Origin of the sequence: Pannonibacter phragmitetus DSM 14782 (assembly GCF_000382365.1) — a bacterium.
In the GTDB taxonomy this organism is placed as follows: Bacteria; Pseudomonadota; Alphaproteobacteria; order Rhizobiales; family Stappiaceae; genus Pannonibacter; species Pannonibacter phragmitetus.
Genome location: NZ_KB908222.1, coordinates 54,595 through 76,176 on the forward strand (window position 1 = coordinate 54,595; position 21,582 = coordinate 76,176).

19 protein-coding genes are annotated in these 21,582 nt (G+C 63.0%); 7 read left to right on the forward strand and 12 right to left on the reverse strand.

The annotated features are described in order from the left end of the window. Positions 1-19: 19 nt before the first annotated feature. The 6 genes from H163_RS0113040 to glpD all read right to left on the reverse strand — a co-directional run bounded on the left by H163_RS0113040 (position 20) and on the right by glpD (position 5,839). Entirely contained in the window at positions 20-292 is a 273-nt protein-coding gene (locus H163_RS0113040) for a DUF2160 domain-containing protein (RefSeq protein WP_019965035.1), read from the reverse strand. Between the two features lie 17 nt (positions 293-309). Continuing rightward, the gene (locus H163_RS0113045; protein WP_244296261.1) at positions 310-1,086 is read right to left on the reverse strand and encodes a carbohydrate ABC transporter permease; all 777 of its coding nucleotides are present in this window, start codon (positions 1,084-1,086) and stop codon (positions 310-312) included. A gap of 83 nt (positions 1,087-1,169) precedes the next feature. After that, complete coding sequence (locus tag H163_RS0113050; protein ID WP_019965037.1) at positions 1,170-2,042, reverse strand: carbohydrate ABC transporter permease; 873 nt, start codon at positions 2,040-2,042, stop codon at positions 1,170-1,172. Then, the gene (locus H163_RS0113055) at positions 2,042-3,118 is read right to left on the reverse strand and encodes an ABC transporter ATP-binding protein (RefSeq protein WP_026355807.1); all 1,077 of its coding nucleotides are present in this window, start codon (positions 3,116-3,118) and stop codon (positions 2,042-2,044) included. The genes H163_RS0113050 and H163_RS0113055 overlap by 1 nt, the downstream gene beginning before the upstream one ends. A 10-nt stretch (positions 3,119-3,128) precedes the next feature. Further along, the gene (locus tag H163_RS0113060; protein ID WP_019965039.1) at positions 3,129-4,217 is read right to left on the reverse strand and encodes an ABC transporter ATP-binding protein; all 1,089 of its coding nucleotides are present in this window, start codon (positions 4,215-4,217) and stop codon (positions 3,129-3,131) included. A 23-nt stretch (positions 4,218-4,240) separates the two neighbouring features. Further along, positions 4,241-5,839, reverse strand: a complete 1,599-nt coding sequence (glpD, locus tag H163_RS0113065; protein ID WP_019965040.1) for a glycerol-3-phosphate dehydrogenase — start codon at positions 5,837-5,839, stop codon at positions 4,241-4,243. Positions 5,840-6,157: 318 nt separating this feature from the next. Between glpD and H163_RS0113070 the strand changes: the two genes are divergently transcribed. The 3 genes from H163_RS0113070 to gph all read left to right on the forward strand — a co-directional run bounded on the left by H163_RS0113070 (position 6,158) and on the right by gph (position 8,420). Continuing rightward, on the forward strand, positions 6,158-6,922 hold the full coding sequence (locus H163_RS0113070) for a DeoR/GlpR family DNA-binding transcription regulator (RefSeq protein WP_019965041.1): 765 nt from the start codon (positions 6,158-6,160) through the stop codon (positions 6,920-6,922). Between the two features lie 155 nt (positions 6,923-7,077). Further along, the gene (gene rpe, locus H163_RS0113075) at positions 7,078-7,764 is read left to right on the forward strand and encodes a ribulose-phosphate 3-epimerase (RefSeq protein ID WP_019965042.1); all 687 of its coding nucleotides are present in this window, start codon (positions 7,078-7,080) and stop codon (positions 7,762-7,764) included. Beyond that, complete coding sequence (gph, locus tag H163_RS0113080) at positions 7,761-8,420, forward strand: phosphoglycolate phosphatase (RefSeq protein ID WP_019965043.1); 660 nt, start codon at positions 7,761-7,763, stop codon at positions 8,418-8,420. The genes rpe and gph overlap by 4 nt, the downstream gene beginning before the upstream one ends. Here gph and H163_RS0113085 read toward each other — a convergent pair whose 3' ends face one another. Then, positions 8,421-9,365 (reverse strand): 2-hydroxyacid dehydrogenase, encoded by a 945-nt coding sequence (locus H163_RS0113085; RefSeq protein WP_019965044.1) that lies wholly within the window; start codon positions 9,363-9,365, stop codon positions 8,421-8,423. A gap of 91 nt (positions 9,366-9,456) precedes the next feature. Then, positions 9,457-11,565, reverse strand: a complete 2,109-nt coding sequence (locus H163_RS22785; RefSeq protein ID WP_019965045.1) for a putative bifunctional diguanylate cyclase/phosphodiesterase — start codon at positions 11,563-11,565, stop codon at positions 9,457-9,459. 605 nt (positions 11,566-12,170) lie between these two features. On the opposite strand from H163_RS22785, the gene H163_RS0113095 reads away from it, so the two are divergent. The 3 genes from H163_RS0113095 to H163_RS0113105 all read left to right on the forward strand — a co-directional run bounded on the left by H163_RS0113095 (position 12,171) and on the right by H163_RS0113105 (position 15,262). Further along, positions 12,171-13,166 carry a glycine betaine ABC transporter substrate-binding protein gene (locus H163_RS0113095; RefSeq protein WP_019965046.1) on the forward strand — a complete coding sequence of 332 codons (996 nt, stop codon included), beginning with the start codon at positions 12,171-12,173 and terminating at the stop codon, positions 13,164-13,166. Positions 13,167-13,308: 142 nt separating this feature from the next. Beyond that, positions 13,309-14,193, forward strand: coding sequence for an ABC transporter permease (locus H163_RS0113100; protein ID WP_019965047.1), 885 nt, complete (start codon positions 13,309-13,311; stop codon positions 14,191-14,193). Further along, positions 14,186-15,262: a quaternary amine ABC transporter ATP-binding protein gene (locus H163_RS0113105; protein ID WP_019965048.1), complete on the forward strand. Its 1,077-nt coding sequence runs from the start codon at positions 14,186-14,188 to the stop codon at positions 15,260-15,262. The genes H163_RS0113100 and H163_RS0113105 overlap by 8 nt, the downstream gene beginning before the upstream one ends. 9 nt (positions 15,263-15,271) lie before the next feature. Here H163_RS0113105 and H163_RS0113110 read toward each other — a convergent pair whose 3' ends face one another. From H163_RS0113110 to H163_RS0113125, 4 genes are all read right to left on the reverse strand, one after another. Continuing rightward, the gene (locus H163_RS0113110; protein ID WP_019965049.1) at positions 15,272-16,204 is read right to left on the reverse strand and encodes a metal ABC transporter permease; all 933 of its coding nucleotides are present in this window, start codon (positions 16,202-16,204) and stop codon (positions 15,272-15,274) included. Beyond that, positions 16,194-17,426: a metal ABC transporter permease gene (locus tag H163_RS0113115; protein ID WP_019965050.1), complete on the reverse strand. Its 1,233-nt coding sequence runs from the start codon at positions 17,424-17,426 to the stop codon at positions 16,194-16,196. The genes H163_RS0113110 and H163_RS0113115 overlap by 11 nt, the downstream gene beginning before the upstream one ends. Positions 17,427-18,104: 678 nt before the next feature. Continuing rightward, positions 18,105-18,878, reverse strand: coding sequence for a metal ABC transporter ATP-binding protein (locus H163_RS0113120; RefSeq protein ID WP_280176606.1), 774 nt, complete (start codon positions 18,876-18,878; stop codon positions 18,105-18,107). 82 nt (positions 18,879-18,960) lie between these two features. Next, positions 18,961-19,953, reverse strand: coding sequence for a metal ABC transporter solute-binding protein, Zn/Mn family (locus H163_RS0113125; RefSeq protein WP_040678862.1), 993 nt, complete (start codon positions 19,951-19,953; stop codon positions 18,961-18,963). Between the two features lie 193 nt (positions 19,954-20,146). On the opposite strand from H163_RS0113125, the gene fumC reads away from it, so the two are divergent. Next, the gene (gene fumC / locus H163_RS0113130; protein WP_019965053.1) at positions 20,147-21,529 is read left to right on the forward strand and encodes a class II fumarate hydratase; all 1,383 of its coding nucleotides are present in this window, start codon (positions 20,147-20,149) and stop codon (positions 21,527-21,529) included. The last annotated feature ends 53 nt before the right edge of the window (positions 21,530-21,582 follow it).

Genomic DNA, 21,582 nt, shown 5'->3' on the forward strand with positions numbered 1-21,582 from the left:
AGATCAGGTTGCCTGCCCGTCAGACCCAGCGGAAAACCGCCAGGGCATAGACGAGACAGGCGATCAGAGCCCCCCACAGGGGAGCACCGAAGGCGGCGAGCCAGCCAAGCGTGATGAAGGCTGAGCCCAGAAGGGATATGAAGAGACGATCCCCCCGGGTCGTCTCGATCCGCAGCACGCCGGTGCGCGGCGTCTCCGGAAAGCGGATCGCTAGCACGGTGAAGATCACCAGCAGCGCCGCTATCGTTGCGAAGAAAATCGCGGTCGGAGCAGTCCAGGCCATCCAGTCCATATCTGTTCTCCCTCAGATCAGACGCGGCCCAGGGCAAAGCCCTTGGCGATGTAGTTGCGGACGAAGTAGATCACCAGCGCCCCCGGGATGATTGTCAGCACACCGGCAGCTGCCAGCACGCCCCAGTCCATTCCAGACGCCGAGACCGTACGGGTCATGGTGGCGGCGATCGGCTTGGCATTCACCGAGGTGAGCGTGCGCGACAGCAGCAGCTCGACCCAGGAGAACATGAAGCAGAAAAAGGCCGCCACCCCGATGCCGCTCGCGATCAGCGGCATGAAGATCTTCACAAAGAAACGGCCGAAGGAATAGCCGTCAATATAGGCAGTTTCGTCGATTTCCTTCGGCACGCCCCGCATGAAGCCTTCCAGGATCCAGACGGCCAGCGGCACGTTGAACAGGCAGTGCGCCAGAGCGACGGCGATATGCGTGTCGAACAGTCCGACCGAGGAATAGAGCTGGAAGAAGGGCAGCGCGAACACGGCCGGCGGGGCCATGCGGTTGGTCAGCAGCCAGAAGAACAGGTGCTTGTCGCCGAGGAACGTGTAGCGCGAAAAGGCATAGGCCGCCGGCAGCGCCACGGTGATCGAAATCACCGTGTTCATCACCACATAGATCAGCGAGTTGACATAGCCCATGTACCAGCTCGGATCGGTGAGGATCGTGATGTAATTGGCCAGCGTCGGGCTCTGCGGCCACAGCGAGAAGGTGGACAGGATCTCCGTGTTGGTCTTCAGGCTCATGTTGACGAGCCAGTAGATCGGCAGCAGCAGGAAGATCAGATAGAGAGCCATCACTACGGCGCGGGAGTTTATGCCGATGCGGGCAGAACTGCGGCGCCGGGCCGGGATGGTGGCGGTCGTGGTTGCGGCACCCATCAGAAGCCCTCCCTTTTGTCGAGGTTGGTCATCACGGTGTAGAACACCCAGGAAATCAGCAGGATCACAAGGAAGTACATGATCGAGAAGGCAGCGGCGGGACCAAGATCGAACTGGCCGAGAGCCATCTTGACGAGGTCGATGGACAGGAAGGTCGTCGAGTTGCCCGGCCCGCCTCCCGTCACCACGAAGGGCTCTGTGTAGATCATAAAGCTGTCCATGAACCGCAGCAGGATGGCGATCATCAAGACGCCCTGCATCTTCGGCAGCTCGATGTAGCGGAACACGCTCCAGCGGCTCGCCTGATCGATCTTTGCCGCCTGATAATAGGCGTCGGGGATCGACTGCAGACCGGCATAGGCCAGCAGCGCCACCAGCGACGTCCAGTGCCAGACGTCCATGACGATGACAGTGGCCCAGGCGGCAACGGCATCCTGCGTATAGTTGTAGGAGATGCCCAGGCCATGCAGCGTTGCGCCCAGCAGGCCGATATCGACACGGGCAAAGATCTGCCAGATCGTGCCCACCACATTCCACGGAATGAGCAGCGGCAGCGCCATGAGCACGAGGCAGAACGAGGCCCAGAAGCCCCGCTTGGGCATGTTGAGAGCAATGAAAATGCCGAGCGGGATTTCGATGGCAAGGATCACGGCCGAGAAGACCAACTGGCGGCCCAGTGCATCCCAAAGGCGCTTGGACCGCAGCATGTCATCGAACCATTCAACACCCGCCCAGAAGAACTTGTTGTTGCCGAACGTGTCCTGCACCGAATAGTTGACCACCGTCATCAGCGGGATCACCGCCGAGAAGGCGACGAGCAGCAGGACGGGCAGGACCAGGAACCAGGCCTTGTGATTGACTGTCTTTTCCATCAGGCCGCCTCCCCCGTAACGCGCCAGCTGTTGGCATAGACATTGACATGCGCGGGATCGAACACCACGCGGGTCATGCCGGATGTGACGGGGTCGCTTTCGCCCGCAATGATGTTGATGTCAGCACCGAAGAACTCGGCCCGGACGATCTTGTGCCGCCCCACATCCTCGACGCGGCGCACCTTCACCGGCAGGCCTTCAGTCTCCGACAGGCGCACGAATTCGGGACGCACACCGATCTGGATCTTGCCGTCCAGGCCTGAATAGCCGTGGCCAAGCGGAATGGTTGCCCCGTTCACATAGGCCGAGTTGCCCTCGACCCTGGCATCCATCAGGTTCATGCCCGGCGAGCCGATGAAATAGCCGACGAATGTGTGGGCGGGCCGCTCGAACAATTCCTGCGGCGTGCCGATCTGCACCACCCGGCCGTCATACATCACCACCACCTTGTCGGCGAAAGTCAGCGCCTCGGTCTGGTCATGCGTCACATAGATCATCGTGTGGCCAAACTCGTGATGCAGCGACTTCAGCTGCGTCCTGAGTTCCCACTTCATATGCGGGTCGATCACCGTCAGCGGCTCGTCGAAGAGCAGCGCGTTGACATCCTCCCTCACCATGCCGCGGCCAAGTGAAATCTTCTGCTTGGCATCGGCGGTCAGCCCGCGTGCCTTGCGGTCCAGCACCTCTTCCATGCCGATCATGCGGGCAATCTTCTGCACGCGCTCGGCAACATAGGCCGCACTCGCCCCCCGGTTCTTCAGCGGAAACGCAAGGTTTCCGCGCACCGTCATCGTGTCGTAGACGACCGGGAACTGGAACACCTGCGCAATGTTGCGTTCCGCCGTCGCCTTCCCGGTGACATCGGTGTCATTGAACAGGATGCGGCCCTGGCTCGGCACCAGCAGACCGGAAATGATGTTGAGAAGCGTTGACTTGCCGCAACCGGACGAGCCGAGCAGCGCATAGGCCTCACCATCGTTCCAGACGTGGTTCAGTTCCTTGAGCGCAAAGTCGTCCTCGTTTTTCGGGCGCGGATTGTAGGAATGGGCGAGATTGTCGAGCGTGATCTTGGCCATGGGTCCCTCCTCACGCCGCCAGCGCATAGGCGGCCGGAGCCACCAGCGAACCGTCCTGTCCGAAGACATAGACATGGGAAGGATCGAGATAGACCTTGAGCGCCGTTCCCAGGGCCAGGTCATGCACGCCATGCACAAGCCCCACCCAGCGCTCGCCATGGTGCTCCAGATGCACGAAGGTCTCCGACCCGGTGATCTCCGTGACCATCAGATGCGCCGTAAACTCCATGGCATCGGCGCTGTGCCGGTGCAGTTCCAGATGATTGGGGCGGAAGCCCGCGATATAGCGGCCATCGCTCAGATCCGACAGCTTGCCGGCGGCCGGGATCGACTGGCCATCACCGAACATCAGCCGGGCACCGGCCTTGGCGATCTGAAGGAAGTTCATCGGAGGGTCGGAGAAAACGCGCGCCGTCGTGGCATCGACCGGACGGCGGTAGACCTCCGGCGTCGGGCCGAACTGGGTCACACGGCCCTGCCAGAGCGTCGCCGTGTTGCCGCCGAGCAGCAGTGCCTCTTCCGGCTCCGTCGTCGCATAGACGAAGATCGAACCGGAGGCCTCGAAGATCTTCGGGATTTCGACGCGCAGTTCCTCGCGCAGCTTGTAGTCGAGGTTGGCGAGCGGCTCATCGAGCAGCACCAGACCTGCATTCTTCACCAGCGCACGTGCCAGCGCACAGCGCTGCTGCTGGCCGCCCGAGAGCTCGAGCGGCTTGCGCTGCAGCATCGGGGTGAGCTTCATCATCTCGGCGGTCTGACGCACCGCCCTGTCGATGTCCGCAGCGGACTTGCCCATCAGCCGCAGCGGGCTGGCAATGTTGTCATAGACGGTCATTGCCGGGTAGTTGATGAACTGCTGATAGACCATGGCGATGGCGCGATCCTGCACCCGCACACCGGTCACGTCCGTGCCGTTCCAGAGGATCTTGCCCGCAGACGGCTGATCAAGGCCGGCCATCAGGCGCATCAGAGACGTCTTGCCGGCCGAAGTCGGTCCAAGCAGGACGTTCATGCTTCCCTCACGCAAGGTAAGGTTCGTCGTGTGGATGTGCGTATTCGCACCCACGACCTTGGAGACATTCTCCAGGACCAGGGTCATGTATTCCCTCCTCCCAATTCCTCCTACTGAGCTGCAACCTCCCCAAGCCGCAGCGCGCAGGTACTCTTCATCCACTCGTCCAGTGCCGCCACCTCCACGGCACTCAGACGAAGGCCCAGTTTCGATCTGCGCCACACCACATCTTCTGCGGTGCGCGCATATTCCTTATCGATCAGCCAGTTGACTTCCCGCTCGGTCAGGTTCCATCCGAAGTGACGGCCAAGGTCCTCCACCTTTGCCGCACCAGCCAGAATACCTGCCGCCTCGGTGCCATAGGCTTTCACCAGGCGCGTGGCCCAGCGCTCATCAAGGAACGGATACGCGGCGCGCAGGTCCCCGATCAGCTTCGCTACGCCCTGCACCGGAAAGTCGCCGCCCGGAAGCGGCACACGGGCTGTCCAGGCCCCGGCAGCGCCGGGGAAATAGGGCACGATCTTTTCCAGCGCGTGCTCGGCGAGCTTGCGGTAGGTGGTGATCTTGCCACCGAAGACGTTAAGCAGCGGCGCACCGCCCGTCTCTTCCACCTTCAGCACATAATCGCGGGTCGCCGCCGTCGCCGACTTGGCGCCGTCATTGTAGAGCGGGCGCACACCGGAATAGCTCCAGACGATATCATCAACCGTCACCGGACGCTTGAAATAGCCGGAAGCGAATCTCAGCAAATAGTCGCGCTCCTGCTCCGTACAGACCGGCTTGATGCCCGGCTCCGGATGGTCGGCATCCGTGGTTCCGATCAGCGTGAAGTCCGTCTCGTAGGGAATGGCGAAAATGATGCGGCCATCTTCGCCCTGGAAGAAGTAGCACTTGCCGTGATCGAAGAGCTTCTTCGTGACGATGTGGCTGCCGCGCACGAGGCGCACGCCGTCCTGCGAATTGGAGCGCACGGTGTTGCGGATCACATCCCCGACCCAGGGGCCACCGGCATTGATCAGCATCTTCGCCTTGCGGCTGGTGCGGGCGCCGGTGCTGCAGTCTTCCAGCACGATCGACCACAGGCCATCCACCCGTTCGGCGGAGACCACGCGGGTGCGCACCATCACCTCGGCGCCGCGCGCCTCAGCATCCCGGGCGTTCAGCACCACAAGGCGCGAGTCCTCGATCCAGCAGTCGGAATATTCATAGGCCTTGGCAAAGCGGTCCTGAAGCGGCTCACCCTCGGGGCCGGACTTCAGATTGACCGTCGTGGTGCCGGGCAGGATCTTGCGGCCGCCCAGATTGTCATACAGGAACAGGCCGAAACGGATCAGCCAGGCCGGGCGGCGGCCCTTCATCCAGGGCATCACCATGTTCAGGAGCTTTGACGTCGGCGTTTCGCCCTCAAAGCGCATGTCCTTGTGATAGGGCAGCACGAAACGCATCGGCCAGCTGATATGCGGCATTGCCTCCAGCAGCGTTTCCCGCTCGATCAGCGCCTCGCGCACCAGCCGGACCTCGAAATATTCGAGATAGCGCAACCCGCCATGGAACAGCTTTGTGGAGGCCGAAGAGGTGGCAGATGCCAGGTCATTCATCTCGGCCAGCGCCACGGACAGACCGCGCCCCGCCGCATCACGGGCAATGCCGCAGCCATTGATGCCGCCACCGATGATAAAGAGATCGACCACCTGGTCCTGCTGCGACATCACGGGGAAAGGCCTCCTGAAACCGGACATTTGTGAACACAAACGAACCATAAGAGGCGGGCTTTCGTCAATCGCTGATTTTCGTTTCTGTTCGGTTTTGTTTTCTCACGTAAGGTCAATCACTTGACCGGCACCAGCTTGCGGAAACAGTCTGCAAACGGGCCTTGCTGCATAACAGCATGAGTTTCTTGTGCATCGCACGCTTTCTCCCGCACCGCAGAAGGCCCGGCCCTTCCCCGGCAAGCATTCGCCCTCACGCCTGAAGCTTGAAAAAGGGAACCAAACCGAACATATTGCGCATCCAAAAAGGAATATGCCGTGTCCCAGAGCTTCCGCCAGCCCGAGATTCTCGAACTCGCCCGCCAGCAGGGGAAAGTGACCGTCGAAGAGCTTGCCGCTCATTTCGGCGTGACCGTGCAGACCATCCGCCGGGATCTGGCCGATCTTGCCGACAGTGGCCGACTGGAACGGGTGCATGGCGGCGCGATCCTGCCCTCCGGCGTCTCCAACATAGGTTATGAGGACCGGCGCAGCCTGAACCGTGAGGCGAAGGCCGCCATTGCAGAGGCCTGCGCGAAAGCCATCCCGGAAAACGCGTCCGTGTTTCTCAACATCGGCACCAGCACGGAAGCGGTAGCCCGCGCACTTCTGCACCACCGCAATCTCATGGCAGTGACCAACAACATGAATGTCGCCAATATCCTGGCCGCCAATCCGGACTGTCAGGTCATTGTGGCGGGCGGGGCGCTGCGGCGCACCGATGGCGGTCTGGTCGGCACGCTGACCATGCGCACCATCGAACAGTTCCGCTTCGACTTTGCCGTCATCGGCTGCTCGGCGCTGGACGAAGATGGCGATCTGCTGGACTTCGACATTCAGGAAGTTGGCGTCAGCCAGACCATCATCCGGCAGGCGCGCAAGACATTTCTGGTCAGCGATCACTCCAAGTTCCTGCGCGGCGCGCCCGTGCGGATTGCCTCGCTGAGCGAGATCGACACCTTTTTCACCGACCGGCCGCTCTCTCCTGCCCTCAGCGCACGCTGCCGGGAATGGGGCACGAAGACAGTGATCTGCGGCGGATAAGCCGCCACGGCGGCTTTTCGCAAGAAAGAGGATGACAGCCGCCGCTGCTGCGGCTACCTCCTCGTCTATGCCGCAGTGCGGCAATCCTTTCGCCAAAGGGCACAAGCCCCGGAACAGGCCGGCAGAACTGCGGGCCATCCTTGTGGAGTGACACCATGAGCCACACCCTGATTGCACCCTCCATGCTGGCCAGCGATTTCTCGCGCCTGCGTGACGAGATCCGCGCCATCGACGGCGCCGGTGCCGACTGGATCCACCTGGACGTGATGGATGGCCATTTCGTGCCCAACATCACCTTTGGCCCGGACATCATCGCCGCCATGCGCCCGCACACCGCCAAGGTGTTCGATACGCATCTGATGATCGCCCCTTGCGATGCCTATCTGGAAGCCTTCGCCAAGGCGGGCTCCGACATCATCACCGTGCATGCAGAAGCCGGGCCCCATCTCGACCGGTCGCTGCAGGCCATCCGCAATCTGGGCAAGAAGGCCGGCGTCTCGCTGAACCCGGCAACGCCCGAAAGCGTCATCGAATATGTGCTCGACCGGCTGGATCTGGTGCTGGTGATGAGCGTCAACCCCGGCTTTGGCGGACAGAGGTTCATTCCTGCCGTGGTGGACAAGATCGCCCGGATCAAGGCCATGATCGGCAACCGCCCGATCGATATCGAGGTGGATGGCGGCGTCACCCCGCAAACCGCGCCTCTGGTGACGGCGGCCGGTGCCAATGTGCTGGTGGCCGGTTCCGCCGTGTTCAAGGGCGGCACGCCCGAGACGGCCTCCCATTATGCCGCGCAGATCGAGGCCATCCGCAGCGCGGGCAATGCGGCAGCCAAGGCATGAAGGCGGTCATTTTCGATCTGGACGGCACGCTGGTCGACAGCGTGCAGGCCATCGCCGACATCGGCAATGCGTTGATGAGCGAACTGGATCTCGCCCCCCTCTCCGTCACGGAAGCGCGCAGCTACATCGGCAATGGCGCGGCGCGCTTCGTCGAGCGGGCGCTGGCGGCACGCGGCATCAGCGGTGATGCCGGCCTGCTGGCCGAGCGGGTGGAGCGCTTCGAAGAGCTTTATGCGCAGGCCCCCGGCAGCGCCAACCCGCCCTTCCCCGGCGTGGAAGCGGCCCTGCACGCCCTGAAAGCACGCGGCATCCGTCTTGGGCTTTGCACCAACAAGCCCGGCGCGCCAACGCACAATCTGGTCGCGGCCCTCGGCTGGAGCGACTTTTTCGACGTGGTGGTGACGGGTGACACCCTGAACACCCGCAAGCCGGATCCGGCCCCGCTCGCCTATGCGGCCAAGGTGCTGGCCCTCTCGCCGGAAGATCCGGGCTTTGCCTATGTGGGCGACAGCGAAGTGGATGCGGAAACCGCCGTGGCAGCCAAGGCGCGCTTCTTCCTCTTCACCGAAGGCTACCGCAAGAGCCCGGTGACGGCCCTGCCGCATGAAGCCGCCTTCAGCGACTTCGCAGACCTGGAAGCTCTGCTGAACGGGTGATCAGTAGCCCCGCTGGCGGTCCACTGCCGGCGGGATCTCGCCGCGCTCGAAATAGGCCGAAAGATTGGCCGCCACGATCCGGGCGGCCGTCGCCGGTGTTGTTGGCGCGCTGATGTGGGGCAGCACGGTGACCGACGGATGGCTCCAGCAGGGATTGTCCGCCGGAAGCGGCTCCTGCGCAAACACATCCAGCACCGCATGGGACACCTGTCCCTCGTCAAGAGCGGCCAGCAGCGCCGGCTGGTCGACAATCGGTCCCCGGCCAAAATTGATAAGCCCGGCGCCGCGCGGCAGCATGGCAAGACGAGCCGTGTTGAGCAGGCCGCGCGTATCCGGCGTCAGCGGCAGCAAGACAACAACGATATCCGAGCGCGACAGCACCCGCTGCAGCCCCTCCTCACCGCTGAAACACTCCGCCCCCTCCACTTTGGCAGGCGTGCGGCTCCAGCCGCTGACCGGAAACCCATTGGCCAGCAGGCGCCGCGCCGCAGCCTTGCCGAGGTTCCCCAGCCCGAGGATGCCGATATGCCGGTCAGCCGCAAGGCGTGGCAGGGCTTCGGCCCAGATCTTCTCGCGCTGCTGCGTCAGATAGAGCGGGATATCCCGGTGGAGATAGAGTGAGAAGGCCAGCACCGCCTCCGCCATGGTTTCCGCCAGCTGCGGATCGGTCATGCGGACAATGGCAAAATCCGTGCCGATCAGCTCGCCCAGCAGCCGCTCCACCCCGGCCCACAGGCTCTGCACCCAGACAAGACCCGGCAGTTCATGCAGATGCGCCGGATCCGGATTGGCGACAATGGCCACGCGCGCCGACAGGCGCTCTGCGGCGTCCATCGTGGCCAGTGGCCGCACATCGATCTGCGGCATCAGCGTTTCAAACTGCACCATCCATTCCGCACGTTCCTCGGCAGAGATCCGGGCGATGAAGGGAACGACGGGTTTCATGACGGTGGCACCTTGCGCTTTCAGATTTGCGCCGGATCATGCCTTGCCACAATGCTGCCGCAAAGTGGAAAGTGCCCGCCGGCTGCAAAAATCAGCTGGCCAACCGCCCTGCTCCGGGCATTTCCGTCCTGCCATCAGTGTCACCGGCGGCCGCGCCCGGAGACGCCGCGCGCAATTGCTCCCGCAGCATGAGCGTCTGCACGGAAGACAGCGGCATTGGCCGCCCGAAGAGGAACCCCTGCACCGCCGGGCATCCGGCATCGCGCAGATAGGTAAACTCTTCTTCGTTCTCGACGCCTTCGGCCAGCACCGGGATGTTCATGCTCTCGGCAATCAGCAGGGCGGCGCGCACAATGGCGGCAGCCCTGGGCCGGTTGGCCACATCGGTGATGAAGCTGCGGTCGATCTTGATCTTGTCGAACGGGAAATGCTGCAGCAGCGCCAGCGAGGAATAGCCCGTACCGAAATCATCCATGGCGATGGAAACACCCAGCGCCTTGAGCCGGGTTATGGTCGCCAGGGCCCGGGCGTGATCGGCGATCAGGCCGCTTTCGGTCAGCTCGATCTCGAGACGCTCCGGAGCAAGCCCCGTCTCCCGCAGCACTTCATCCACCAGAGCCGGCAGATCGATGCGCGTCAGCTGATAGGCTGCGACATTGACCGCAACCTTGTAGCCACCCGGCCAGGCCGCCGCATCGGCACAGGCACGGCGCAGGACATATTCGCCGATCTCCGCAATCAGTCCCGTGCGCTCTGCAACCGGGATGAAATCGCCCGGAGACACCATGCCAAGGGTGGGGTGGTGCCAGCGCACCAGCGCCTCGAAGCCGACGAGGGACCGGGTGCTGGTGCAGTTCTGGGGCTGGTAATAAAGCTCCAGCTGGTTGCCCGAAGCCGCACTCCGCAGATCAATGGCCAGCCGGGCCTGGTGGCGCACATCGTCATCAAGACCGGCCTGATAGCGACGGACTTCCCCGCTGCCACCGCGCCGGGCCTCCTGCGCGGCAAGGGCCGCCCTTGTGATCAGCGCCGGGGCATCCAGCCCGTCATCAGGAAAAACCGCATAGCCAACAGCGCTGCGCAGGGTCAGTTTTCCGGCCGGTGTCATGTGCGGCCCGGCCACCAGCTTCTGCAGCCGGGCTGCAGCGGCGGTGGTCTCATGCCGGCCAAACACCCCTGTCTTGATGAACAGAAACTGCGCACCCGGCAAGCGGGCGGTGTATTCGTCAGCCAGCAGGGCATCATTGAGATGCAAGCCGGCTTCCCGCAGCACAGCATCTCCGGTGATCTCGCCATGCGCTGCGTTGATCATGGCAAATTCTTCCAGATCTATGGCGTAGACCGCCACCTTGTCGTTGCTCCGCAGGGCACTGACCAGAAGCTCGGCGAGCTTGCTTTCCGCCCAGATCTTGTTCGGCAAACCGGTCAGAGCATCAAACTGGGTCAGCTGCTGATAGCGCTCCGTTGCCTCCTGCAAGGAGAAACGGTCGATGGTGTAGGACGAGCCAACCGTGACCAGCAGGACGGTGGTCACGCCGATCACCGTCGCCAGCATGTATTCATCCGGCATGGCCTGGGGCGGAATATCAATGCCTGCCAGCGGTATGATCGTCATCGCATCCATGCCGGTGAAGTGCATGGAGACGATCGCCAGAACCATCGCCACCATCGCCCAGGACCGGCAGAAGCGGGTCACCGGCCGGGAGGCACGGTTGAAGGCAAGGCCACCGAACAGGGCACCGAGCAGCACGGATGCCAGCACGTAGGATGGCTCCCAGGTGATGATGCCCGGCACAAGAAATGCGGCCATGCCGGTGTAATGCATGATCGCGATGCCAAGGCCAAACAGCACGCCGCCCAGCTCGATCGTCAGCCCCGCCGGGGAGCGCAGAGAGACGCTGAAGGCAAAGCAGATGCAGAGGAACAAGACCGCAAAGCTGGCTGCCGTCAATCCGGGTGCAAATGAGCGGTCGAACGGGACGAGATAGCCCAGCATGGCCGCAAAATGAGTGGTCCAGATCGTACAGGTCGCAACGAGCGCACCAAGGAACAGCCAGAGCCACCGGCGCGAGCCGTCACTTCTGCGCATGCGCGTGTAAATGCGCATCGACAGGAAAGACCCGAAAACACAGACGATTGCGGCAAGCGCGACATAGCGCAGGTCGTGTTCGACCGCGATACAGGACAAGACGTTCAGCATGCATTGCACCCCTTCACAGGGGAAAATACGTACCAGCCGCGTAAAGTCTCCTAACGTAGCGGGAATTCCGCTTTTAGCGTCACCAATTCCTTGATCCGGACAACCGGATATTGAAACAGCCCCCGAAAGCTCACCGGCTGATTGCTCCTCCGGAAAGCCAATCCAAGCGGCGCATGGGCGGGACGAAACTCTCGGATCGGAATAAAATTCCACAAATCATAAAAATTACACCACGATAAAGAAACAAAAACTTCACAGCTCAAACAGATCGTCATCCAATAGTATACATAGAAAATAAAAAGGCAAAATATTCCATTTCAAATCAAAAATGTCATTAAGAGAAATCACGATCAGCACAACCCTGACAGCCAACTCCAGAAAAGAGAAATTTTAAATATGTCAAAACCTTGACATAAATATCCTGCAGACTATGTTGAGCATCATCACCCTGAATGCAGGGACGATATTACAAAGTGCCGGCGATTTTCAATCGCGGGAGGACCTTCTCCGTCCGGCATTACATTTTGCCACCACGTGATCCTGGATCGTGCTGGCTTTCGCTCCGCAGGCTTTGCCAGCGGATGACGACCAACAGGAGACTGACAATGACAAAGACACTTCTGCTGACGGGCGCCGCCCTGATTGGCCTTGGCATGTCCGGCGCTTCGGCTGCCGAAGAATGCGGGCGGGTGACGCTGGCCGAAATGAACTGGCCCTCAGCGGGTGCCATTGCCCATATCGACAAGATCATTCTCGAGGAAGGCTTCGGCTGCGAGGTGGAACTGGTGATTGGCGACACGGTGCCGACCTTCACCTCCATGACCGAGAAGGCCGAGCCGGACATGGCTCCCGAGTTGTGGGTGAACACCATCCAGGATCCGCTCGACAAGGCCGTTGCAGAAGACAAGCTGATCATCGGCAGCGAGGTCCTGTCGGAAGGCGGCGTGGAGGGCTTCTGGGTCCCCACCTTTCTCGCTGAAGAACATGGCCTGAAGACGCTGGCCGGCGCGCTGGCAAAGCCGGAGCTGTTCCCCGGTGCTGAAGACCGCAGCAAGGGCGCCTTCTTCAACTGCCCCTCGGGCTGGGCCTGCCAGACCCTGACCACCAATCTGTTTGCAGCCTTCGATGTGGAAAGCAAAGGCTTCGAGCTGGTCGACACCGGTTCGGCAGCCGGGCTCGATGGCTCCATCTCCCGTGCCTTTTCCCGCAATGAAGGCTGGCTCGGCTACTACTGGGCGCCGACGCCCATCCTTGGCAAATACGAGATGACCCGGCTTGAACTGGGCGTCGAGCATGATGCGGCCGAATGGGAGCGCTGCACCGCCGTCTCCGGCTGCCTCGACCCCAAGCCCAACGACTGGGACAAGTCGCCGGTCTACACCGTCGTGACCAAGGAATTCGCGGAGAAGGCGGGCGTTGCCATGGAGTACGTCAAGGGCCGCTCCTGGGACAACGCAACCGCTGGCGAAGTGCTGGCCTGGATGACGGACAATCAGGCCTCCAATGAGGATGGCGCCTTCTGGTTCCTCGAGAACAAGCCGGAAGTCTGGGAGGCCTGGGTCTCCCCGGAAGTGGCGGAAAAGGTGAAAGCCGCCCTCTGAGCCGGTGAATGACAGGCGGCCGGACGCGCTTGGCAGCACAGCCTGCAGAGTGCGTCCGGACGCCCCCTTCCGGCTTGCGCTTTTCATCCTCAGGCGCCCGCCTCCACGCAAAGCAGAGGGCAGGCGCAAAAAGGACACTTCAATGGATCTTTTCGACTTTCCCTCGCTCAGCCGCGGCACGTTGCGTGCCCTGCGGCAAACGATCGATGCGGGGTTTCTTGAGTTCACCCGCGCCTATGGCGACGCGCTGTCCCGGGCCTTCGAACCGCTGCGCCTGCTGCTGAACGGTATCGAGAACCTGCTGCTCAACTCCCCCTGGCCGCTGGTTCTGGCCGGGATCCTCGCCATTGTCTTCCTCATCAGCCGCAGCTGGCGCATCACGGCAGGCAGTCTCGTGGCACTTGTGCTGATCGGCGTGCTCGGCATGTGGGATGACACCATGCGCACCATTGCGATGGTGGCAGTGTGTACCCTCACAGCGGTCGTGCTCGGCATTCCCATCGGCATCGCCATGGCCCGGTCCGACAGGCTGCAGGCCACGATCAATCCGGTGCTCGACCTGATGCAGACCATGCCGGTCTTCGTCTACCTGATCCCGGTGGTGATGATCTTCGGTCTCGGCAAGGTGCCGGGCGTCATTGCCGTGGTCATCTATGCCATTCCGCCGATGATCCGCCTCACCAACCTCGGCATCCGCCTGGTCAGCGCCGATGTGCTGGAAGCTGCCGATGCCTTTGGCTCCTCCTCCTGGCAGAAGCTGAAAGACGTGCAGCTGCCGCTGGCGCTGCCCACCATCATGGCCGGCATCAACCAGTGCATCATGATGTCCCTGTCCATGGTTGTCGTCGCCTCCATGATCGGCGTGCGCGGCCTTGGCCAGCCGGTGCTTCAGGCGATCAACAACCAGTTCTTCACCATGGGCATTCTCAACGGCCTCGCCATTGTCGCCATCGCCATCATCTTCGACCGGTCCACCCAGGCCTATGGCAAGCGCATGCAGAAACACACGGAGGCCTCCCATGGCTGATCATCTGACCCACACCCCCTCCCCCACCGACGATCCGGACGAGGAGACAAGCGTTGCCGGCATCGAGCTGCGCGGCCTCTACAAGGTCTTCGGCCCCAATCCTGCAAGCGTCATGGGTCTCGTTCGGGAGGGCATCTCCAAGACGGAGCTGAACGACAGGCACAACCACATCCTCGGCCTCAAGGATATCAACCTCACCATGCCTGCCGGGCGCATTCAGGTGGTGATGGGGCTGTCGGGTTCCGGCAAGTCCACCCTGATCCGCCACATCAACCGGCTGATCGAGCCGACGGCAGGCGAAGTGCTGTTCGAGGGGCAGGATGTGTGCTCCATGTCCGCCCAGGAATTGCGCAACTTCCGCCGCCACAAGACGGCGATGGTGTTCCAGAAATTCGCTCTCCTGCCGCACCGCACAGTGCTGCGCAACGCCATCTATGGCCTTGAAATTCAGGGCATTCCCGAGCGGGAAGCCAAGGAGCGCGCTGCCAAGTGGCTGACCCGCGTCGGGCTGGAGGGCTATGAGGATTATTATCCCAACCAGCTTTCCGGCGGCATGCAGCAGCGCGTCGGCCTCGCCCGGGCTCTGGCCAATGACGCGGGCATCCTCTTGATGGACGAGGCCTATTCGGCCCTCGACCCGCTGATCCGCATGGATATGCAGAAGGTGCTGCTGGACCTGCAGCAGGAGCTGAAGAAGACCATCGTCTTCATCACCCACGATCTGGACGAGGCGCTGCGCCTCGGCGACCGCATCGCCATCCTGCGCGATGGCGAGATCGTGCAGGATGGCACGGGCCAAGAGATCGTGCTGCGCCCGGCGGACAGCTACATCGCCGATTTCGTGCGCGAGGTGAACCGGGGCCGGGTGCTGAAGGTCAACACCATCATGCGCAAGGGCGAGTTGGCCGAAACGGATCTGACGATCCCCAGCGGCAGCCTGCTGGAAGATGCCGCAAGACTGTTCTCGCAGACGAGCGAAACGGCCGCCATCGTGACGCGCGCCGATGGGCGGAAGCTTGGCACCATCCAGCTGCATGACATGATCGCAGCCATGGTGTCACCGGGCTGAGGCACGCATTCAACCCCGTGAAAGCCCCTTGCGGTGGCGGCCGGAAACGGCGGCCACCGCAAGGAAAAGGCCGGAGACGGTGGCAATCATTCCCGCCGCGCTGACCGAATTGTTCGCCCCCAGCCACAGCGGGCCGTAGCCCGCCAGCACATAACCGGTGATGGCCGCCAGTGCCGCAATCAAAAGACTGAGCCCCACCTGAGCAGCGAGCCGGTTCGTCATCAGCCGCGCCGTTGCGGGCGGGCAGATGAACATGGCGATGACGATGATCGAGCCCACCGCATCAAAGGCCGCCACCGCCGCCACTGCGGACAAGGTGACCAGAGCGAGGCTGAGCAGCGTCACCGGCAGCCCGCGTGCGGCGGCATAGCCTTCGTCGAAGGTCATCAGCACCAGCGGCCGCCAGAACAGGCCCATCAGCAGGAAGACAGCCACGGCGACGCCCGCCATGCGCGGGAGTTCCGGCGGCAGCCCGGCCAGCGCCTGCGGATCCGTGAGCGAGCCCCAGCCGTCCGCATCCAGCCAGATCAGGCTTTCCAGATTGCCATAGAGCGCGTGCTCCACATCCAGATGCACCGTGCTGGTGTTGCTCTGCTCCAGCAGCAGCACACCGGCGGCAAAAAGCGTGGTGAAGACCACGCCCATCGCCGCGCCCGGCTCCATCCGTGCGTAGCGGCGCAGCAGTTCGATCAGCACCACGGCCACAAGCGCCGCGCTGCCCGCCCCCAGCATCATCGGCCATGTGGAAATCTGCCCGGTGATCAGAAAGGCCACGACGATGCCCGGCAGCACCACATGCGAAATTGCATCGCCGATCATCGCTTCGCGCCGCAGGATGAGGAAATTGCCCGGCAGGGCACAGGCCAGCGCGGCCAGCGTGCCGATGAGCAACGGCGTCAGGCTGAATTGCACGAACTCCGCACCGAACATCTCAGACCCCATGGCGCAGCTCCCCGGATGAGGCGGCAGCGTGCCTGTCCAGCTGCGCGAGTTCGCCTGCGGACAAAAGACTGCTGATCAGACGCACACCGTCATAGCGCGACATGACATCCTCACTGGCGCCACCTGCCTGCAGCGCGGCCCAGCGCGCTTCGTCCTGAGCCAGCATCTGCGCCAGCGCCCGGCCCTCGTCATTGAGCTTGCGGTCAGCCGCCAGAAGACCTGCGCGGGACAGCGCCTGAAGAAGACGAGGATCATGAATGACGCCCTGCTGCGCCAGCGTCAGAACCCCTTGCCGCAGCAGCAGGCGGCGGCGCTGCCGCGCCCGCGCCAGAACGGCCGCCACCAGTCCCCGGCGTGGCGCGGCAAGCAGGGAAGCCGTGAAGAAGACCGCGGCCGTCAGCACGATCACCGGCCCCGCCGGAACATTGGGCGCCGCCGCCGACAGCGCCGAGCCAACATATCCGGCCAGCGCGCCGAACAGGGCCGCAAGGGCAAGAATGACGGTGGCACGTTCGCTCCAGAACCGGGCGGTCGCTGCGGGAATGATCAGCAGCGCAACGATGAGCACCAGTCCGACCAGCTTCAGCCCGGTGACGGTGACGGCCAGCATCAGCCCCAGCATCACCCCGTCGGCAAGGCCGGTGCGGATGCCAATGGTTTCCGCATGCCCCGGATCAAAGCAGACATGCAGCATGGGCCTGCGGAAAATCAGCATCACCAGCACGCAGATGGCACCGCCGCAGGCAATCAGCACCGCATCGCTGAACAGCATGCCCGCCGTGGAGCCGAGCAGAAACCCTTCCAACCCCGCCTGCCGGCCGGTGCCCATCACCTGAATGACCGTCAGCAGCACGATGCCGAAGCCGAAGAACACCGACAGCACGGCGCCGATCGCCGTGTCCTCGGCAAGCCGGGTGTAGCGGGTGAGCAAGGTCACAGCCAGCAGCCCCAGCCCGGCAGACAGGGCCGAGCCCAGCAGCAGCCCCGGCAGGGAGCGGCCATCGCCGCCCAGCGACACCATCACCATGAAAGCCAGCGCAATGCCCGGCAGCGTCGCATGGGCGCTGGCATCGCTGATCAGCGAGCGCTTGCGCAGGAACAGGAACGTCCCCGTGCTCCCCGCCGCCGCCCCCAGCAAGCTCGCACCAACCCCCACCAAAGCGGCGTTATATCCCGCCTGCATCATCAGCGCAGAGAGGAAGCTGGACAGGACCTCAGTCATGGCCGGGCTCCAGTGGGTGCCTGGCCGCCCTTTTATCCGTCAGGCAAGGCCCATCCGCCCCCCTCCCCCTTGAGGGCAGGGGAATCGCATATGGAATTTTTGGATTCGGATCTGTCGCCGCAACGCATTTCCGGATTCCAAAATTACCCTTCGCAAGGACTGAGCGTTCGATCCTTGCGCAGACGGAAGAGATTTCCGCCATATGCGATAGCCCTGCCCTTGAGGGGAGGGGTAAGGGGTGGGGGTATCTGCGGGAAACAAAGGCAGGGCAAAAACGATCCGCCGCAGCGCCCCTCTCCCCCCTTGAGGGGGCAGTGTTTACACCGGACGCAAGGAGGAGGAAGGCACTCTCCTTTGGCCGCAGCGCCCCTCTCCCCCCTTGAGGGGGAGATGTCAGCGCAAGCTGACAGAGGGGGGGGGCAGCGCCTCGGCACGGCACAGACTTCCGGGTCTTTCGAGAGGCTGCATACCCCCCTCTGCCCCCTGACGGGGGCATCTCCCCCTCAAGGGGGGAGAGGAGTTGGAACCTCACTAGCAGTCCATTGTAAACACTGCCCCTCAAGGGGGGAGAGGGGTTAGTGCCAAAGCCACAGCCCGGAATCCGCATTCTCTCCCGAGGTGGGGAGGGGGGCTGAGAGGCTATAACGCACACCAGCGAATTTGCCCTAGAGGCCACCCTCACCTCCCCGTTTCCAGCGCCATATCCGGCAATGGCAAGCCGGAAGACTTGGAGGGTTTGAGCGCCGAAGCATCGAGGCGGCCGCCGTAGGCGCGCTGGAGGATGACAGGAGTAAAGGCTTCGTCCACCGGACCTTGCGCGATGAGGCGCATGTTGATGACGAGCACATGGGAGAAATAGGCCGGGACGGTTGAGAGGTCGTGATGCACGCAGACCACCGTCCGGCCCTCGTCCCGGAGCGCCTTCAGAACCCCGATGATCGCCCGCTCCGTCGCCGCATCGACGCCGGCAAAGGGTTCGTCCAGCAGATAGAGATCGGCCTTCTGCGCCAGCGCCCGGGCCAGGAACACGCGCTGCTGCTGGCCGCCGGAAAGCTGGCCGATCTGCCTGTCTGCAAAGCCTGCCATGCCCACCCGCTCAAGGCAGTGCATGACGAATTCCCGGTGATGCTGGCGGATGTGGCCCAGAAGCCCAAGCTCGTGCGAGAGGCCCATCATCACCACATCCTCGGCACGGGCCGGGAAGTCCCAGTCGACGGACGCGCGCTGCGGAACATAGGCAACACGCTGGCGGACCTTCGCAAAGGGCTGACCGAACATGTCCACCGTGCCGGACAGGCGCGGCACGATGGCGAGCGCTGCCTTGAGCAAGGTCGATTTGCCCGCCCCGTTGGGGCCGATGATGGCCGTCATGGACGCGGCCTCGACATCCACCGAGATGCCCAGAAGGGCAGGCTTTCCTCCATAGGAGACGGAAAGGTCCCGGATCGCCACGGCCGGTTGCTCCTGCTGTTGCAGGACGCTGTTTGCCGTCTGTTTGAAATGCACCGGGATCATCCTTGTGTTGCCCTTCTGCTCAGCCCGCCGCCTGCAGCTGCCCGAGGCGGCCCCGCTCCGGCACAGTGCCGCCGAGGGCGGCGGCGATGGTGGTCACGTTGTGGTCGATCATGCCCAGATACGTGCCTTCGTAGGTGCCGGATTGACCCATGGCATCGGAGAAGAGTTCACCGCCGATGACCACCTTGTGCCCCTTGGCTGCCGCGCCCTCGATGAGCGCCTTCATGTTGCGGTCCGGCACGGAGCTCTCGACAAAGACGGCACCGATCTGGCGCTCGACCAGCGTGCCGACCAGTTCGGCAATGCGGGCAAGGCCTGCCTCGCTTTCTGTGGAGATGCCCTGAATGCCCAGCACCTCGAAACCATAGGCCCGGCCGAAATAGCTGAAGGCATCATGGGCCGTCACCAGCACCCGGGCATTTTCCGGCACGCTGTCCAGCACCTGCATGGAATAGGCATCCAGCGCATCCAGTTCGCCCGTGAAGGCCGCAAGCCGTTCCTCTATGCCCCCAGCCTGATCCGGCTGCGCCGTCTTCAGCGCCGAGGCGATGGTGGTGGAAACGGTCTTCCAGAGCTCCGGATCCATCCAGACATGCGGGTCATACCGGCCCGGATAGTCTTCATGCGACAGCAGCAGCGCCGGGTCGATGGTATCGGCAACCGCCGCCACCTTGCCCCTGCGGGAGAGATCCGCGAAGAACTCCTCCATCTGCGCTTCCAGATGAAGTCCGTGCCGCAGCACCAGATCGGCCCGTGCCATCGCAACGATGTCGCTGCGCGTCTGGCGGTAGCCATGCGGGTCCACCCCCGGCCCCATCAGCGCGGAGACCGAGACAAGATTGCCGCCGATCACGGATGCGGTATCGGCAATCATGCCGGTCGTCGCGCTCACCGTCAGCTGCGTTGCCGCCCGTGCGGTGCCGGAGAAGCCTGCCACTCCGGAAGCCCCGGCCATCACGCCACCGGCCGCCATAGCCGCTTGCTGGATAAATCCACGTCTCGTCAGAAACATCGGGGTTCCTTTCTGTTCCAGCCTACGCGCTGCACCGCAAAAGGCAAATGCTTTTAAGAACGACTTGCATTTAAGATAGACAATTGCGAATGAGTTGCAAGAGCAAAAATGAGAATGGCTTTTCCGGTTGCCAAAGCGGGCAGCCTGGCGCAGGACTGGTGCGGGACGCGAAACCCCTTGGATGGAGCAGAGAATGCGCCGGGAAACTGACAGCATGGGTGAAATCAGCGTCGAGAGTGACCGCTACTGGGGCGCTCAGACGCAGAGGTCGCTGACCTATTTCAACATCAGCTCCGAGCTGATGCCCATCGAGATCATCCACGCCTATGGCATCCTCAAGCAGGCAGCCGCCGAAACCAACCGGGATCTGGGGCACCTCAGCCCGGACCTTGCCGCCCTCATCATTGCCGCAGCGCGGGAAGTGAGCGAAGGCAAGCTGGACGAGCATTTCCCCTTGCATGTCTGGATGACCGGCAGTGGCACCCAGACCAACATGAATGTCAACGAGGTCATCTCCAACCGCGCCATCGAGGTGGCAGGCGGGGCGCTTGGCTCCAAGAAGCCGGTGCACCCCAATGACCACGTCAACATGTCCCAGTCGTCCAACGACACCTTCCCCGCCGCCATGCACATGGCAGCGGCCATCGCGGTGAAGACCCGTGTTCTGCCCGCCGTGAAGGCGCTGCGCGATGCGCTGGACAAGAAGGCCAAGGCCTGGGACCACATCATCAAGATCGGCCGCACCCATCTGCAGGACGCGGTGCCGCTGACCCTTGGCCAGGAATTCTCCGGCTATGTGGAGATGCTGGACGAGAACCTTGACCGCATCGCCGGCGCCCTGCCCGATGTCTACAAGCTGGCGCTTGGCGGCACGGCTGTGGGGACAGGCCTCAACGCCCCCAAGGGCTTTGCGGAAGGGGCTGCGGCCCGCATCGCGGCACTGACCGGCCTGCCCTTCATCACCGCACCCAACAAGTTTGCCGCGCAAGGCGCCCATGACGGGCTGGTGATGCTGCATGGCGCGCTCAAGACTACGGCCGGCTCGCTCTTCAAGATCGCCAATGACATCCGCCTGCTCGCCTGCGGCCCGCGCTGCGGGTTGTTCGAGCTGATCCTGCCGGCCAACGAGCCGGGCTCCTCCATCATGCCGGGCAAGGTCAACCCCACCCAGTGCGAGGCCATGGCCATGCTCTGCATTCAGGTGATGGCCAATGACGTGGCCGTCGGCATGGGCGGGGCCAGCGGCTATCTGGAGATGAACGTCTACAAGCCGCTGATGATCAACGCCGTGCTCCAGTCCGCCCGCATGCTGGCCGATGGCTGCACCAGCTTCCGCAAGTTCATGGTGGAAGGCATGGAGGCGAACGAGGCCCGCATTGCCGGCTATGTCGAGAACTCGCTGATGCTGGTGACCGCTCTCAGCCCGCACATCGGCTATGACAAGGCCTCCAAGGCTGCCCATCACGCCTATGAGCACGACATGACCCTGAAAGCCGCCTGCCTCGACCTCGGCTACATCTCCGCCGAAGACTTCGACCGGCTGGTGGACCCTAGGCTGATGCTCAGCGAGGGGTGATACCGGAAGGTGCCCGTCTGCCGGGCACCTTCCCAACATGTCTGTTCACGACC